We start from the raw sequence: 17,954 nt of genomic DNA, 5'->3' as shown, positions 1-17,954 counted from the left end.
GCCTAGAGCAGTCCGAGTAGCTGCAAATCGGTGACGTACTTGACGATGACCGATGCGTTGATGTGCGGGATGTCGTGGTCGGGTCCGATCTTGGCTTCTTTGACCGCGGCGTGGAACCGATCCGCAGGCGCATACGATCCCAGCGTCGGCTCCGGCGCCACCACCTGACCATCAGTGTGGCCCAGCAGCAACTGCAGCATCTGCAACACCGATTGCTGGCGCTGAGCCTCCGGCAACCCCTGCAGCCCGGCCTCGAACCGCCTCACCCACTCGTTGAAGTCAGCGACGCGCTCGATCGGATACCCGGCCTCGATCAACCAATCCACATACTGATCGATCCCGATGCCATCGTCATGGGGGTTCATCACGTGATAGGTCTCAAACCCCTCGGCCAACCGCGTACCCAGGGTCGCGATCGCCTCAGCCACGAAATCCACCGGCAGACCATCGAAATGCGCCCGCTGCCGCTTACCCTCAGCATCCAGCTGATAGAACGACTCCGGGGCCACCCCGGTGGCCACCACCGACAGCACCATCCGCGTCACCGTGTCCGACACGTTGAGCTGACCGGCATAGCTCGGATCGGCCATGATCATGCCCGACCGGAACACCGCCACCGGCAGACCACACAAATCGTGGGCCTCACGCAGCAGCACCTCACCGGCCCACTTGCTGTTGCCATACCCGTTGGCATAACTGCCATCCACGACCCGCGTCGCACTGATGGCGCGGATATCGGCGTCCTCGGTGAACACCGACGGCTCGATCTGACGACCCACATCCGAAGTCGACACAAACGCATACGGCTTGAGCTTGCTGGTCAACGCAAACCGAATCAACTCCGCCGTCCCCACCACATTGGGGGCGAACAACTCGCTATAGGGCAGGACGCTGTTGACGAACGCCGCCGAGTCGACGATCAGATCGACCGACTCCGCCAACTGCTGCCAGGTCTGGGGATCCAGCCCCATCGACTCCGCACCCTTGTCGCCGGCGACGACCTGCAGACGGTCGGCGGCCAGCTCGTGGAAACGGGCCAGCAGATGCGGGTCACCACTGTCGAAGGTCTTCTCCAGACGACGCCGCGCATCAGCGTCGTCCTTACCGCGCACCAAGCACACCAACGTGCCGTCCACGGCGGCGAGCTGCTCCAGCAGCTCCAACACCAGATAACGACCCAAGAACCCGGTCGCCCCGGTCAACAACACCGTCCGCACCTCGGCACCGGGCCGCGGCAGCGTCGGAGCAGTGGCCAGTGTCGTCTCGTCGAGGAACTTGTCCAACGTCAGCTCGCGGGCATGCACCCGCCCGTCGACCAGCGGATGCACCGCCGCGAAACTCGGACCATGCACCGCCACCGCGGCATCGGGATCCCACTGGCCGGCCAGCCCGGCCACCGTCGGGGACTCGAACAACGTGCGCACCGCGAACTGCGCGTCCAGGGCGGTGTTGACCGCGGCGATGACCCGCATCGCCGAGATCGAATCGCCACCCAGATCGAAGAACGAATCATCGACACCGACGCGGTCCACACCCAGCACCTGGGCGAAGATCCCGGCGATGACCTCTTCGATCGCATTCGACGGCGCCCGATACCGCGTCGCGGTCTGATACTCCGGGGCCGGCAACGCACGCCGATCCAGCTTGCCGTTGACCGTCAACGGCAACGCCTCGAGCACCACCACCGCCGCGGGCACCATATAGCCGGGCAGGCGCTGCCCCAGCTGGGCGCGCAACTCGGCGGGCTCGGCGGTGCCGGTGATGTAGCCGACGAGGCGCTTGTCGCCGGGGCGGTCCTCGCGGGCGATCACCACCGCCTGCTCGACCCCGTCCAGCTCAGCCAGGGCGGCCTGGATTTCGCCGAGTTCGATGCGGTAGCCGCGGATCTTGACCTGATCATCGGCGCGGCCCAGGTACTGCAGCTGTCCGTCCGCATCCCAGCGGACCAGGTCGCCGGTGCGATACATCCGCGCCCCGGGCTCGCCGAACGGGCACGCCACAAACCGCGATGCGGTCAGCTCGCCACGGTTGACATAGCCGACCGTGACGCCGCGCCCGGCCAGATACAGCTCACCGACCGCACCCGCGGGTACCGGGCGCAACCATTCATCGAGGACGAACGTCGCCCCACCGGGCACGGGCGAACCGATCGGCGCCTCATGCGAGCCCGCCGTCAGTGGGGCGCTGATCGCCGCGTAGATCGTGGCCTCGGTCGGGCCGTAGGCATTGAGCATCACCCGACCCGGCGCCCACCGATCCACCAACTCTGTGGGGCAGGCCTCCCCGGCGACGACCAGGGTGGTGGACTCCAGACCCTCCGGCGAGAGCATGCCCGCCGCGGACGGGGTCTGATACAGCACGCTGACCTTTTCGCGCACCAGCAGGTCGTGCAGCTCGCTCGGTGAGCCCGCCACACCTTCGGGGACGATCACCAGACGCGCGCCGTGCAGCAGCGCACCCCAGATCTCCCACACCGACACGTCGAACACCAACGAGTGCCACTGCGACCACACCTGCCCCGCACCCGCAGGCATATCCGGGTGCAACGACGCCAACGTCTGCGTCACATTCACATGCGACACCGCCACACCCTTAGGCACACCAGTCGTCCCCGACGTATAGATCAGGTACGCCACGTCGTCCGCAGCTGGGGTCAGCAGCTTGTCATGGGCGAAATAGTCTGCGGGGTCGTCGATTTCGACGACCGCCAGATCCGCGCCGTCCAGGCGGCCACGCAGGTCGGCCGTTGTGACTGCGGCGATCGGCTTGGCGTCGCCCAGCATGAACTCCAGCCGGGCCTCGGGCACCGACGGATCGATCGGCAGATACGCCGCCCCGGTCTTGAGGATCGCCAACATCCCGACAATTGCGTCATTGGAACGCGGCACCAAGAGAGCCACTGATTGGCCCGGACCCGCGCCGTGCATGGCCAACAGGTTGGCCAGCGCGTTGGCGGCCTCATCGAGCTCGCCGTAGGTCATCGACCGACCCTCGAACGTCAGCGCCACCGCCGCCGGGTCGCGGTCCACCTGCTCGGCGAACACCTCGGGAATGGACTTCGGCGCACCCACCGGTTGGCTCAACACCGCCCGGTTCGCCCACCCATCAAGCTGGTCATGCTCCTCGGCATCGAGGCCGTCGATCGAGGCCAGCGGCCGCTGCGGGTCGGCGATCATGGCGGCCAGGAGCCGCTCGAAGCGTCCGATCAGCGATTCGATGCGCGCGACATCGAAGATGTCAGAGTCGAATTCGACGCGAATCTCCAATTCGTGGCCCGGCAGGACCATGACGGAGAGCGGGTAGTGGTTGTACTCGCGGTTCTTGAATTCGGTGATGGCCAGCTCGTGGACACCTGCGAACGCGCTGGCGTCGATCGGGTAGCTCTCGTACAGGAACAGGGTGTCGAACAGTCGTTCATGACCGGCGACGTGGTGGATCTCGTTGAGAGCCAAGTGCTCGTGTTCGACGGTGTCGTTGTGGTGGCGCTGCAACTGGGCGAGCAGGTCAGCGACCGTGGCGGCGGCGGTCATGTCCGCGCGAATCGGCACGGTGTTGATCAGCAGACCGATGATCGATTCGGCGCCCGCCAACTCGGCGGGCCGGCCCGACACTGCGGTGCCGAAGGCGACATCGTGCTGGCCGGTCATGGCCATCAACAGCTGCGCCCAGCCGGCCTGCAACACGGTGTTGACTGTCGTGTGGCACGACCGTGCGAGCTCGCTGAGCGCGCCGGTGATCTCGGCGGACAGGCGATACGATTCCACGCCGCGCGGACCCGGTAGGGCCGGAGGTGCCACCAGGGTGGGGGTTTCGAATCCGGACAGGATCTCGCGCCAGGCCTCGCGTGCGGCCTCGCGATCCTCGGTGGCCAACCACGTCACGAAGTTGCGGTACGGCACCGGCGCGGGCAGGCGCTGTCCGAAGTAGCCGGCAAGCACCTCCTGCAACAGAACCGGCAGCGACCAACCATCGATGACGATGTGGTGGAAGGTCAGCACGCACCGGTGCTGGTTGCCCGCGGTGCGGATCAGGGCGGCGCGGAACGTCGGCCGGTCGGCGAGGTCGCAAACCGCAGCACGCTCAGCAGCGCACAGCTGCTCGACCTCGGCATCGGACTTGCGGTCATCCCAGCGCAGATCGAGATACCGCCACGCCATCACCGGATCGGCCGGGATGATCTGCACCGGTTCACCGAACTGCTCAGAGAAGCGGGCCGCCAGGTTGGGATGGCGGGTCACGACGTTCTGCACTGCGTCGCGGAAGCGGTGAGCGTCGAGGGCGCCGGTGACAGTGATGTCCAACTGCACGGCGTACACGTCGTCGCCGGTGCCGCGGGCGATGGTGGAGTGGAACAGCAGGCCCTGCTGCAGTGGGGTCAACGGCAGCACATCGACGATGTCGTGTTCGCTGGTCAGCTGGTCGATCTGCTGCTGAGTCAACCGCGCCGGGGCCAGATCCGACGGCGTCAACCCACCACCACCGGCGCGCACGTGCGCGCAGATCCCGGTCAACGCGTCGAACCACAATCGGCTCAACCGCTCAACGGCGGCCTCGTCCAATGCCGACGGCGCCCACGTCCACGACGCCTGCAACTGCGGACCCGCATCGGTATCCAGCGTGCCCGCGTTGAGCTCCACGGTGTGCATCAACGGCATCGGGACTGCCGCCGCTGCGGCCGCAACCTTCAGGCCGTCCTCGCTGATGCGCCACATGTCCTCGGACAGATCGGCTGCGCCTGCGCCGAGGCGGCCGAGGTAGTTGAACCCGATCACCGGGTCCGAACCACCCAACTCCACATCGGGATTCAGATACCGCAGCAGACCGTAGGTCAACGGATCCGGCAACGCCCGCAACTGCTCCTTGGCCGCCTTGATGATCGGGCCCAACCCGGCATCACCGGCCACCACTTGATCCCAGTCGATATCGCCGACGTTCAGCGCGACCGGGTACTTGGTGGTGAACCAGCCCACCGTGCGCGACAGGTCGACCTCAGGGTCCAGCTCCTCGTGGCGGCCATGGCCCTCCACATCGAAACCGACCGGCGCGTCACCGGTACCCAGGAACTCGGTCCAGGCCAAGCCGAACGCGATCAACAGGATGTCCTGCACCCCGGCATGGAACGCCGCAGGCACTTCACCCAACAGCGACCGGGTGGTCGCGGCGTCCAAAGACACCGACATTTCCTTGGCACTGATGTAGGTATCGACCGCAGGATCGACCGCAGGCAACGCCACCGGCGCCGCCGTCACCTGCCGCCACGCCTCGGCGTGGGCGACGACCTCGGGGCGGCGCGCATGCTCTTCCAGCAGCACGGCCCAGTGCTGGAACGACGTACCCCCCGTCGGAAGCTCCACCGGCTGACCGCTGTGGTGCAGCGCCCAGGCGATGTTGAGGTCCTCCAGCAGGATCCGCCAGGACACCCCATCGACGGCCAGGTGGTGAATCATCAACGCCAACTCACCGGTGGTGGGCACCCACAACGCGCTGAGCATCGCCCCGGCACCCAGATTCAGCCGCGACCGCGCCCCGGCGATGGCCTCATCCGTCAGCTCATCGACGACGTAGAGGCAGGCACGCGCGTCGGCCGAACCGACTGCAGGCACCCGCAATGACCACTCACCGGCACCGTCGTCCTCGACCTGCAGGCGCAGCGTCGCGTGGCGGTCCAACAGGGCCTGCAGCACGACGAACACGTCGTCCTCGGTGACGCCGGCAGGGGCCTGCAGTACCAGAGTCTGGTTGAACTCGTCGACCGGACCCTCAACGCTCTGCAGCCAGCGGATGATCGGGGTGGCCTCTACGGGGCCGATGCCCTCGTCGATGACCGCGGCTTCACCACCGACCACCTTGGCCACCGTGGCCAGCCGGGCCACGGTTTGTTCCACGAAGATGTCCCGGGGACGGCAGAGCAGCCCGGCGGCCCGGGCGCGGGCGACCACCTGCATCGACAGGATGCTGTCGCCACCGAGGTCGAAGAACGAGTCGTCGACACCGACGCGCTCGACACCGAGCACCTGCGAATAGATCGCCGCCAGGATCTCCTCCACCGGAGTGCCGGGAGCCCGATAGTCCGCACCGACTGCGCGGTATTCCGGCGCGGGCAGTGCACGCTTGTCCAACTTGCCGTTGACCGTCAGCGGCATCGTCTCCAACACCACGATCGCGACCGGGACCATGTAGGCGGGAAGTCGTTCTGCCAGTGCGCTGCGCAGCTGGGCCGGCTCGGCGGTTCCGGTGATGTAGCCGACGAGACGCTTGTCGCCGGGACGGTCCTCGCGGGCAATGACGACCGCGTGCTCGACGCCGTCGAGTTTGGCCAGCGCGGCCTGTACCTCACCCAACTCGATGCGGTAGCCACGGATCTTGACCTGCTCGTCGGCGCGACCCAGATACTGCAGCTGGCCATCCTCGCCCCAACGAACCAAATCGCCGGTGCGATACATCCGCGCACCCGGTCCACCGAACGGGCACGCCACAAACCGCGAGGCCGTCAACCCCGCCCGACGCACATATCCCGCAGCCACACCTTCACCGGCGATATACAACTCACCGACCACACCCTCGGGAGCGGGACGCAACCACTTATCCAGAACCATCAACGCCGCACCCGGCACTGGCGACCCAATCGGCGCCACACCCGAACCGGCCACCAACGGTGTACTCATCGCTGCGTAGATGGTGCCTTCAGTCGGCCCATAGGCATTGATCATGACCCGATCGGCGGTGGCCCACCGATCCACCAACTCCGTCGGGCAGGCCTCCCCTGCCACCACCAACGTCGTGGACTCCAGCTCCTCGGTCGACAACATCCCCGCCGCCGACGGCGTCTGGCACAGCACGCTCACCTTCTCGGTGACCAACAAGTTGTGGAAGTCGATCGGCGAACTGGCCACCGCCTCTGGCACCACCACCAGCCGGCCCCCGTGCAGCAGCGCACCCCAGATCTCCCACACCGAGACATCGAAAACCAACGAATGCCACTGCGACCACACCTGCCCCGGCCCCGCAGGCAAGTCGGCATGCAACGTCTCCACCAATGACGTCACATTTCCGTGAGTAACCGCCACCGCCTTCGGCACGCCCGTCGTGCCCGACGTATACGTCATATACGCCAGATCCTCTGGTGCGGGCGTGGCCACCTCGGTGCTGGGTTGCTTGTCGATTGCGGGGTCGTCGAGGTCGATCACCGTCAGGTCCGCACCGCCCAGACGCGTACGCAGGTCCGCGGTGGTCACGGCGACGATCGGCTCGGCGTCGCCCAGCATGAACGCGATGCGCTCATCGGGGTGCGCGGGATCCATCGGCAGATACGCCGCCCCGGTCTTGAGCACCGCCAGGATCGAGATGATCGCCTCCGCAGACCGCGGAATCAGCAGCGCTACCGTCTTACCCGGTTCGGCGCCGTAGCTGATCAGCAGGTTTGCCAAGCGGTTGGCGGCCTCGTCGAGCTCGCGATACGTCCACGACTGCTCACCGCATACCAGTGCCACGGCTTCCGGGGCGCGGACCACCTGGGAGTTGAACAACACCGGGATCGAGTCGCGGTGACGGGCCGGCTCGGTCAGGATCGCGCGGTTGCCCCACTCGGCCAGCTGGTCGTGCTCGTCGTCGTCGAGGAGGTCGAGTGACAGAAGTGTCCTGGTGGCGTCAGCACTCATGACTTCCCCCTCGTGTCTGCGGTCATCGCTTCGAGCACGCGCCGGAATCTGTCGACCAGCTTTCCGATGCGGGCGGTGGTGAACACGTCCTTATCGAATTCGACGCGTAGACCCAATTCGTTACCGGGCACGGCCTGTACCGACAGCGGGTAGTGGTTGTACTCGCGGTTGGTGTAGCTGGTGATCGCCATTTCGGGCACGTTCAACATGCCCGCGGTGTCGATCGGGTAGTTCTCGTATATGAAGACGGTGTCGAACAGTTGGTCGTGTCCGGTAGCGCGATGGATCTCGTTCAGCGCCAAATGTTGGTGTTCTAACGTCTCAGTGTAGGCGCTCTGTAACTGGTTCAGCAAATCGGCAATTGTGGTTGTGGGTGTGACGCTGGCCCGTACTGGCACGGTATTGATCAAAAGGCCGATCATTGATTCGGCACCTGGCAAATCAACTGGCCGTCCAGAAACGGCGGTTCCGAAGGCCACGTCGTGCTGTCCGGTCAGCCAGATCAGCATCTGCGCCCAGCCGGCTTGCAGCACCGTGCTGACCGTGGTGCGGCATGAACGGGCCAGCTCGCTGAGAGCCTGCGTGGTCTCCGCAGATATGTGGAAGTCCTCAACGCCGCGTTGCCCCAGGGACAAGCGGCCAGGCGGGCCCACCAGGGTCGGATGCTCGAATCCGGCGAACGCCTTACGCCACGCGGCCTGCGCAGCCCCGCGGTCCTGTGCCGCCAGCCAGGTGATGAACCGCCGGTACGACGCCGGTGCGGGCAACCGGGCGCCGAAGTAGCCGGCGAAGATCTCCTGCAGCAGGATCGGCTTCGACCAACCGTCGAGCACGATGTGGTGGTTGGTGAGCACGAACCGGTACTGGTCTTCCGCGGTGCGGATCAGGGCGGCCCGGAATGGGAGCCCGTCGACCAGGTCGCACACCGCCGTGCGTTCGGCGGTGCTGAACTGCTCGATCTGGTTCTCGATATCGGCTTCGGAGCCGTCGAACTCGAGATACTGCCAGGTCAGCGGCGGATCGGACACGAGCACCTGTACCGGCTCGCCGAAGTCTTCGTTGAACCGGGCCACCAGGTTGGGATGGCGATTGATCATGTTCTGCACCGCGTCGCGAAGGCGCTCCGCATCCAATTGCCCGGTGATGGCGATGTCCAGCTGGACCGCGTAGAGGTCTTCGTTGCCGGGTGCGGCGCCGGTGTGGAACAGCAGGCCCTGCTGCAGCGGGGTCAGCGGCAGCACATCGGCAAGCTGGTAGTGCTGGGTCAGCTCGTCGATCTGCTCCTGGCTCACCCGTGCCGGGAGGACGTCGGAAGGAGTCAGTCCGCCTCCGCCCTGCTGTACATGCGCGCAGATGCCGGCCAGCGCGTCGAACCACAACTGGCCCAACCGGCTGATCTGCTCGTGATCGAGGGCCGACAGCGCCCACGTCCACGTGGCATGAAGGTGCGGTCCGGACTCGGTGTCCATCGTGCCCGCGTTGAGCTCCACGGTGTGTCCCAGCGGTGTGGGCACCGCGGTGGCCGCGGAGGTGATCGCCACCCCGTCCTGGTCGATGCGCCAGAGGTCCTCGGAGAGGTCGGCGGCGGCCGCACCGAGGCGGCCCAGGTAGTTGAACCCGATCGCCGGATCAGATCCAGCCAGTTCGACGTCGGGATTCATGTAGCGCAGCAGGCCGTAGGTCAACCCGTCAGGCAGCGACCGCAGCTGCTCCTTGACGTTCTTGATCAGCGGCCCCAACGCAGGATCGCCGGCGACGACCTGCTCCCAGTTGACCCCATTGACATTCAGCGCGACCGGGTACTTGGTCGTGAACCAGCCCACCGTGCGCGACAGGTCCGCATCGGCCAGCTCTTCCTGACGCCCGTGACCCTCGACATCGATGCCCAGCGGCGTGTCGGAGCCCAGGAACTCCGCGAAGGCCAGCGCGAACGCGATCAGCAGGATGTCCTGCACGCCGGCGTGATACGCCGCGGGCACCTCCCCGAGCAGCAGCCGCGTGGTCTCGGTGTCCAGCGACATCGACAGCTGGCCGGCATTGGCGTAGGTATCGATCTCGGGTTGCACCGCCGGCAGCGCAGCAGGCACCTCGCTCACCCGGCGCCAGGTATCGGCCAGCTCGACGACCGCAGGCACGCGGGCATGCTCGTCGAGTATCGCCGCCCAGCGTTGGAACGACGTCCCGCCGGTCGGTAGCGCGACAGCCTGACCGCTGTGATGCTGGGCCCAGGCGATGTTGATGTCCTCCAACAGGATTCGCCACGACACGGCATCCACGGCCAGATGGTGAATCAGCAGCACCAACCGACTGGTGTCGCGGACCCACAGTGCGCTGACCATCGCTCCGGCGGCCGGGCTCAACAACTCCCGCGCTTCGGCCAGCGCCCCATCGGAGAAGGTGTCCACCGCGTGCAAGCACGCGCGCGCATCGACGGCGCCGACCTCGGGGACACTCAGCGATCGGCCACCGGCGCCGTCGTCATCGACGAGCAGCCGCAACATGGCGTGCCGATCCAGCAGCGCCTGAAGGACGACGACCACATCGTCTTCACCGACTCCCGTGGGCGCCTGCAAGACGACGGTCTGGTTGAACTGATCGACCGGACCGTCCAGACCGTAGAGCCACTCCATGATCGGGGTGGACACCAACGGCCCGATGCCCTCATCGACCGCGCCGCCCTCGGCGTCGGCGAAGACCGTGACCTGTGCCAGCCGGGCGACGGTCTGTTCGACGAAGATGTCACGCGGGCGGCACACCAGCCCGGCGGCCCTGGCGCGGGCGACCACCTGCATCGACAGGATGCTGTCGCCACCCAGGTCGAAGAACGAGTCATCGACACTGACCCGCTCCACACCGAGGACTTCGGCGAAGATGCCGGCAAGGATCTCCTCGAAGGCAGTCGACGGCGCGCGGTAGTTGTCGGTGTCGGAGAACTCCGGTGCCGGCAGGGCGCGGGTGTCGAGCTTGCCGTTGACGGTCAACGGCAGCGCGTCCAGCACCACCACCGCGGCGGGCACCATGTAGGTCGGCAGCCGCTCACCGAGCTTGGTGCGCACCGTCGTCGCGTCGGCGGCCCCAGTTATATAGCCAACCAGTCGCTTGTCGCCGGGGCGGTCTTCGCGCACGATGACCGCCGCCTGATCCACCCCGTCGAGGCCGGCCAGTGCGGCCTGGATCTCGCCAAGCTCGATGCGGTAGCCGCGGATCTTGACCTGCTTGTCGGCGCGGCCCTCATAGCGCAGCTGCCCGTCGGCGCCCCAGCGGACCAGGTCCCCGGTGCGGTACATCCGCGTCCCCGGCGCCCCGAACGGGCACGCGACGAACCGCGTCGACGTCAGATCGGAACGACCCACGTAGCCGGTGGCCAGCCCCGCCCCGGCCACGTACAACTCGCCGGTGACCCCGACGGGCACCTGGCGCATCCACTCGTCGAGGACGAAGAACGCCAAGTGCTCCAAGGGCACACCGATCGGGCTGGAGCTGTCGGCGACGTCCCCGATACCGATCTCACGGAACGAGGCGTGCACCGTGGTCTCGGTGATGCCGTACATGTTGATCATCCGCGGCAAGCCAGGATGGCTGTGCAGCCATGTCGAAAGGCGTTGCGGTTCAAGCGCTTCGCCGCCGAAGACCACGGTCTGCAGTTTGAGCTGCTGACCCAGCTCCGGCTGCAACGCGTCCGCCGTCTGCAAGGCATAGAACGCCGACGGGGTCTGGCTCAGGACACTGACCTGCTCACTGACCAGCAGCGCGTGCAACTCTTCCGGCGAGCGCACCACCGCGTCCGGCACGATCAGCAGACGCCCGCCGTAAAGCAGCGCGCCCCAGATCTCCCACACCGAATAGTCGAATGCCAGCGAGTGGCACTGCGTCCACACCTGACCCAGCGACAGCTCGACATCAAGCGATTCCAACAACCGAGTGACGTTGCGGTGAGTGACCGCAACCCCCTTGGGCTTACCCGTCGTCCCCGACGTATAGATGATGTAGGCCACATCATCGGGCGTCGCCACCGACACCACCGCCTCACCGGCGGGCGCCTCTCCGACTACCGCGTCGTGGACGTCGATGATCGGAACCTCGAACGATTCCAGCCGCGCCCGCAGATCCGCCGTCGTGACCGCCGCGACCGGCGCCGCATCCCCCACCACGAACTCGATTCGGGCATCCGGGTGGGCCGGATCGATCGGCAGATACGCCGCCCCGGTCTTGAGCACCGCCACGATCGCCGCGATCGCCTCCGGCGTCCGCGGAAGCAACAACGCCACCCGCTGTCCAGGACGCGCACCCAGACCCGACAGTCGGTGAGCCAACCTATTGGCGACCTCATCGAGCTCGCCGTAGGTCATCGACCGGCCCTCGCACGTCACCGCGACCGCCTCCGGCGACCGGGCCACCTGCTCGTCGAACATCGCCGTGATCGACACCGGGGTGGTGGCCAGCTGGGTCAGGAACGAGCGATTGCCCCACTCATCGAGCTGGTCGCGTTCACCGGCAGCCAGCAGATCAACAGAGGCCAACTGCGCGCCCGGATTGGCAACCATGGCGGCCAGCACCTGGTTCAACCGACCGATCAGCGTTTCGATCTCCGCTGCCTCGAACACCTCGGTGTCGAATTCGACCCGCAGGCTCACCTCGTGCCCCGGGGTGGCCACCAGCGACAGCGGGTAGTGGTTGTATTCGCGGCTGCTGAAGTCGGTGACGGCCAGGTCCTCCACGCTCAACAGCGCGGCGGGGTCGATCGGGTAGTTCTCGTAGACGAACAAGGTGTCGAACAGCCGGTCCTGGCCGACGGCGCGGTGGATCTCGGCGAGCGACAGATGCTCGTGGTCCACGGTGTCGTTGTGGGCACGTTGCAGCTGAGCCAACAGGTCGCCCACGGTGCTCGTCGCGGTCATGTTGGCGCGCACCGGCACGGTGTTGATCAAGAGCCCGACCATGGCGTCCGCGCCGGGCAGCTCCACCGGGCGGCCCGCCACCGCGGTACCGAACGCCACATCCTGATGGCCGGTCAGCCACATCAGCAGCTGTGCCCACGCCGCCTGCAGCACCGTGTTGATCGTGGTCTGCTGCGCACGCGCCAACTCCCCTAGCGCTGCGGTGATCTCGGCCGACAGCCGATGCGACTGCACCCGGCGCACCCCGGCTTGGGCCGGTGGCGCCACCAATGTCGGCGTTTCGAACCCGGCGAGCACCGCACGCCAAGCCGCCGCCGCGGCCTCACGATCCTGGGCGGCCAGCCACGTCACGTAATTGCGAAACGGTGCCGGCGCGGGCAACCGGTGCCCGAAATAGCCGGCGAAGACGTCCTGCAACAGGATCGGCAACGACCACCCGTCGACCACGATGTGGTGAATGCTGATCACCAGCCGGTGCTGGTTGTTCGGCAGCGCGATCAGCGCGGCACGAAACAGCGGCTGGGTCCCCGACAGGTCGCACACCGCTGCGCGCTCGGCGGCACAGATCGCCTCGACCTGGCTCTCGACATCACCGGCGGTATCCAATTCGACGTATTGCCAGGCGATCTCGGGATCGGCAGGGATGACCTGCACCGGCTCGTCGAACCGGTCGGCGACGAACCGCGCCGCCAGGTTCGGATGCCGAGCCACCATCGCGACCACCGCCCCGCGCAGCCGCTCGGCGTCGAGTTGGCCGGCCATCGTGATGCCCAACTGCACGGCATACACATCGTCAGCGGATTCCTCGACGAACGCCGACTGGAACAACAGGCCCTGCTGCAACGGCGTCAACGGCAACACATCGACGAATCGGTACTGCTTTGTGAGGTCGTCGATCTGGGGCTGGGTCAACCGCGCCGGCGCCAGATCCGACGGGGTCACCCCGCCGCCACCCGCGCTCACATGCGCGCAGATGCCCGTCAGGGCCTCGAACCACAACTGGCTCAACCGTTCGGCCTTCTCGGCGTCGAGCACCGAAGGCGCCCAGGACCAGTTGGCCTGCAGCACCGGACCGGCCTCGGTGTCGGCGGTGCCCGCGTTGAGCTCGACGGCATGCGCCAACGGCATGGCCACCGCTGAGGCCACATCCGCCGTCGTCAGGCTGTCGCCGCTGATACGCCACAGATCCTCGGACAGATCACCGGCACCCGCGCCGAGGCGGCCCAGGTAGTTGAAGCCGATCGCCGGATCGCCGCCACTGAGGTCGACGTCGGAATTCAGATAGCGCAGCAGACCATAGGTCAACCCGTCGGGCAGCGAGCGCAGTTGCTCCTTGGCGTCCTTGATCACCGCACCCAACGCCGAGTCCCCGACGCTCACCTGCGCCCACGGCACCCGGCCGACAGTCAGGGCGATCGGGTACTTGGTGGTGAACCAGCCCACCGTGCGCGACAGATCGACATCGGCGCGCAGTTCCTCATGGCGGCCGTGGCCCTCGACATCGAAGCCGATGGGTTTGTTGGTGCCCAGAAACTCAGTCCAGGCCAACCCGAACGCGATCAACAAAATGTCTTGCACGCCAGCGTGAAACGCTGCAGGTACCTCACCAAGAAGCTGCCGCGTCGTGTCGGTATCCAGCGACACCGTCAGCCGGCCGGCGTTGGCGTACGTGTCCAACTCTGGCTGCATCGCGGGCAGCACCGCGGGAACCTCGGTGACCTGCCGCCACGCGTCGGCCGTGGCCACCACCTCGGAGCTGCCCGCGTGCTCGTCGAGCAGCGAGGCCCAACGCTGGAACGACGTGCCACCCGTCGGGAGTTCTATCGGTTGACCGTTGTGATGCTGCGCCCAGGCGATGTTGATGTCCTCCAACAGGATTCGCCATGACACCCCATCGACGGCCAGATGGTGGATCATCAACACCAGCTGGCTCGTCGAGGCCACCCACAACGCACTGACCATCGCACCAGCCGCCGGACTCAACCGCGACCGCGCCTCGGCAATCGCTTCGTCGGTCAACGCATCGACCGTGTGCACGCAATCCTGCGCATGCACCGCGCCGGCCTCGGGCACCGCCAACGACCACTGACCGGTCGCATCGTGCTCGTCGACACGCAGCCGCAGCGTGCCGTGCCGGTCCAGCAGCGCCTGCAGCACGACCACCACGTCGTCAGCGGTGACCCCGTCGGGAGCCTGCAAAACCAGGGTCTGGTTGAACTCGTCAATCGGACCGTCGACGTCGTGGAGCCAACGAATGATCGGAGTCGGCACGACCGCTCCGATGCCCTCGTCCACAATGGCGGCTTCACCGCCGACCACCGTGACCACCGCGGCCAACCGGGCGACGGTCTGCTCGACGAAGATGTCACGCGGGCGGCACAACAGTCCTGCCGCCCGGGCATGGGCCACCACCTGCATCGACAAGATGCTGTCGCCACCCATGTCGAAGAACGAGTCATCGACGCCGACGCGCTCCAGCCCCAGCACCTGAGCGAAGATGCCCGCCAGGATCTCCTCGATCGCCGTGGAAGGCGCGCGATAGTTGGCGCCCAGTCCTTGATATTCCGGTGCCGGCAGCGCGCGGACGTTCAGCTTGCCGTTGACCGTCACCGGCAGCTTCTCCACCACCACAATTGCGGTCGGCACCATGTAGGGCGGGAGCCGATCCGCAAGCTGGGCACGGAGTTCGGCCGGATCAGCGGTGCCGGCTATATAGCCCACCAGACGCTTGTCGCCGGGGCGGTCCTCGCGCACGATCACCGCGGCCTGGTCGACCCCCTCGAGTTCGGCCAGGTCGGACTGGATCTCCCCCAGCTCGATGCGATAGCCGCGGATCTTGACCTGCTCATCAGCGCGACCCAGATACTGCAGCTGTCCATCGTCGCCCCAACACACCAAGTCGCCGGTTCGATACATCCGCGCACCGGGCTCTCCGAACGGACACGCCACAAACCGCGACGCTGTCAGGTCTGCCCGTCCCCGATATCCCGCAGAGACTCCCTCGCCGGCCACATACAACTCACCGACCACACCGACAGGTACCGGCTGCATCCAGGTGTCCAAGACGAACAGCGCAGCCCCGGGCGCCGGCTCACCGATCGGTGCCACACCGGATCCCGCGGTCAGCGGCCTACTGACGGCCGCACATACCGTCGTTTCGGTCGGGCCGTAACCGTTGACCATCACACGCCCGTCGGTGGCCCACCGTTCCATCAAGGCGGGCGGGCATGCCTCGCCGACCACTGCCAACACCATCGATTCCAGACCCTCCGGCGACAACATCGCGGCCGCCGTGGGGGTTTGGGTCAGCATGGTGACCCGTTCCCTGATCAATAGGTCGTGCAGATCCTCCGGTGAGTTCCCAACCTCCTCGGGCACCACCACCAACCGGCCGCCGCGAAGCAGCGCACGCAAGATCTCCCATACCGAAGCGTCAAACGCCAGCGAAAACCACTGCGCCCATACCGCCGGCTGGGGGACGCTCGATTCCAGATTTTTCATCACGTACCCGGCACTGTGGTGGGTGACCGCAACCCCTTTGGGGGTCCCCGTGGTGCCCGAGGTGTAGATGATGTAGGCCAAGTCGTCTGGTGACGGACCGTCCAGCGAGGTGCTCGGCTGTGCGTCGATAGCCGGGTCGTCGACGTCGATGACCGCCACGTCGAACTTGTCCAGCCGTGACCGCAACCCGGCGGTGGTGATCGCCGCAATAGGTGCCGCATCACCGAGGATGAACTCCAAGCGTGCATCCGGCACCGACGGGTCCACGGGCACATACGCCGCGCCGGTCTTGAGTACCGCGAGAATCGCGATGATCGCCTCGGCGGACCGGGGCATCAGCAGCATGACGAATTCGCCTGCGCGAGCGCCGTTGTCAGCCAAGAGGTGTGCGAGTCGGTTCGCCGATTCATCCAACTCGCGATAGGTCCACGACTGGTCGCCGCACACCAGCGCCACCGTCTCCGGTGAGCTGTTCACATGTGTGGCAAACAATTCCGGAATCGAGGCCCGAGGCGAAGGTTGAGCCAACACCTCTCGGTTACCGAGTCGATCCAGAGTGGAACGCTCGTCGGAGTCGAGCGCGTCTATCGACGACAGCGGCCGATCGGGATCCTCGGCCATCGCCACCACGATGCGTTCCAGGCGCTCCGCGAGATTGGCGACACCGAACCTGGCGAACGGCTGCCCTGGACCGGCCGTGCCCAGGAACATCTGGTCGCTGGCGCCGGAGAAGAACAACCCGAAGTGCCCCATCGGACCGTGGTTGGTGAAGGCTGCGGTCGCGGGAACACCCGCCAGGTCCAGGGTGAGACGCGAGGGCAGGAAGCTGATCGCTACCCGATCGGATGTCTGCCGCGGACCACCGGACTCGTCATCCAGGGCGTGCACCGGAAATCGCTGATGCTGCAACAACTCTCGAATGCGTAGGTCCACATGTCGGCAGAACTCACCTGCCGTGGTGTCTGGTGGTGCGGACAACACCAGAGGCACGATGCCGGCGAGCATCGCGGGAATCGACTTCGTCTCTTCGCCGACTCGCCTGCTGACAGGAAAGTCCAGCGCGACCTCTGAACCATTGGCAGACCATGACCGCGACAACAAGGCCAACGCGGCGGTCATCACGGTATGTCGACGGATGCGCAGAGCCTTCGCCAGCGACTTGATGCCGCCGATCGCTGCTTGACCAACCTGAACCTGTCCAGAGGGCGCATACCCGTCGTGGCGGCTCGCGAGCTGCGATGCGCGCCGATCCAGTCCGCTTTCCGGGGGGCGATTCTGGCTCCAGTAGGCCTGGTCTTCCGCATATTCGGGGGAGGCTGCGTACCGGGCCTCGATGTCGACGAGGTCCTGCAAGGAGCCGAAGTATGCGGGAGGTACCGGTTCGCCCTTGACCAGTGCCGTGTAAATCGACGCGATGCGACGGCAGACCAGCGCCATGCCCACGCCGTCGACCGAAATGTGGTGGCCCAATCCGAACGCATAATATTGATCGGGCTGAGTCTGAAATAGCGCAAATGTCACCAACCGGCCGGTGAGCGGCATCGGGGTGTGCTGAATTGATGAGGCGATCTCTCGGACTTTTTCGTCAGGATCGTCTGCATCCTGAACGTCGTAAAACGGCAGCTCCAGATCCGAGTAATCAACCGGTTTCTGTAGGAGCTGGCCGTCGCTCTCAAAAAAGCAAGCGCGCGAAGGCTCAGCTTCCTGCAGCGCCTGTCGGATCGCCTGGTGCAGGAGATCGCGTTGAATCGCGCCGTCGATCCTTACGAGAAGGCCGAGCTGCCACTCCGTGCCGACGAGGCCACTCTCCTGCGAAAGCCAGATGTCCATCTGGCCTCGCGACAGAGGAAAGCCCTCGTCGTAAGTCCCCACGCGCGCGCCCTCCCCACCGCACTGA

The 17,954-nt window shown here is 66.2% G+C and carries 2 protein-coding genes; both read right to left on the bottom strand.

The features are described 5' to 3' along the window. Nucleotides 1-2 precede the first annotated feature (2 nt). The gene (locus H7J93_RS02660) at nt 3-7,658 is read right to left on the bottom strand and encodes a non-ribosomal peptide synthetase (protein ID WP_267304745.1); all 7,656 of its coding nucleotides are present in this window, start codon (nt 7,656-7,658) and stop codon (nt 3-5) included. Next, complete coding sequence (locus tag H7J93_RS02655) at nt 7,655-17,887, bottom strand: non-ribosomal peptide synthetase (protein ID WP_267304843.1); 10,233 nt, start codon at nt 17,885-17,887, stop codon at nt 7,655-7,657. The genes H7J93_RS02660 and H7J93_RS02655 overlap by 4 nt, the downstream gene beginning before the upstream one ends. Nucleotides 17,888-17,954: the final 67 nt, after the last annotated feature.

Origin of the sequence: Mycobacterium barrassiae, assembly GCF_025822765.1 — a bacterium.
In the GTDB taxonomy this organism is placed as follows: Bacteria; Actinomycetota; Actinomycetes; order Mycobacteriales; family Mycobacteriaceae; genus Mycobacterium; species Mycobacterium barrassiae.
The sequence above is the reverse complement of the archived record's forward strand: the minus strand, read 5'-3'. Positions and strand labels throughout refer to the sequence as shown.

Bases quoted from the DNA above. Each gene is read 5' to 3' on its own strand.
- H7J93_RS02660 (WP_267304745.1), bottom strand. From the start codon at position 7,658: ATGAGTGCTGACGCCACCAGGACACTTCTGTCACTCGACCTCCTCGAC.
- H7J93_RS02655 (WP_267304843.1), bottom strand. From the start codon at position 17,887: ATGGACATCTGGCTTTCGCAGGAGAGTGGCCTCGTCGGCACGGAGTGG.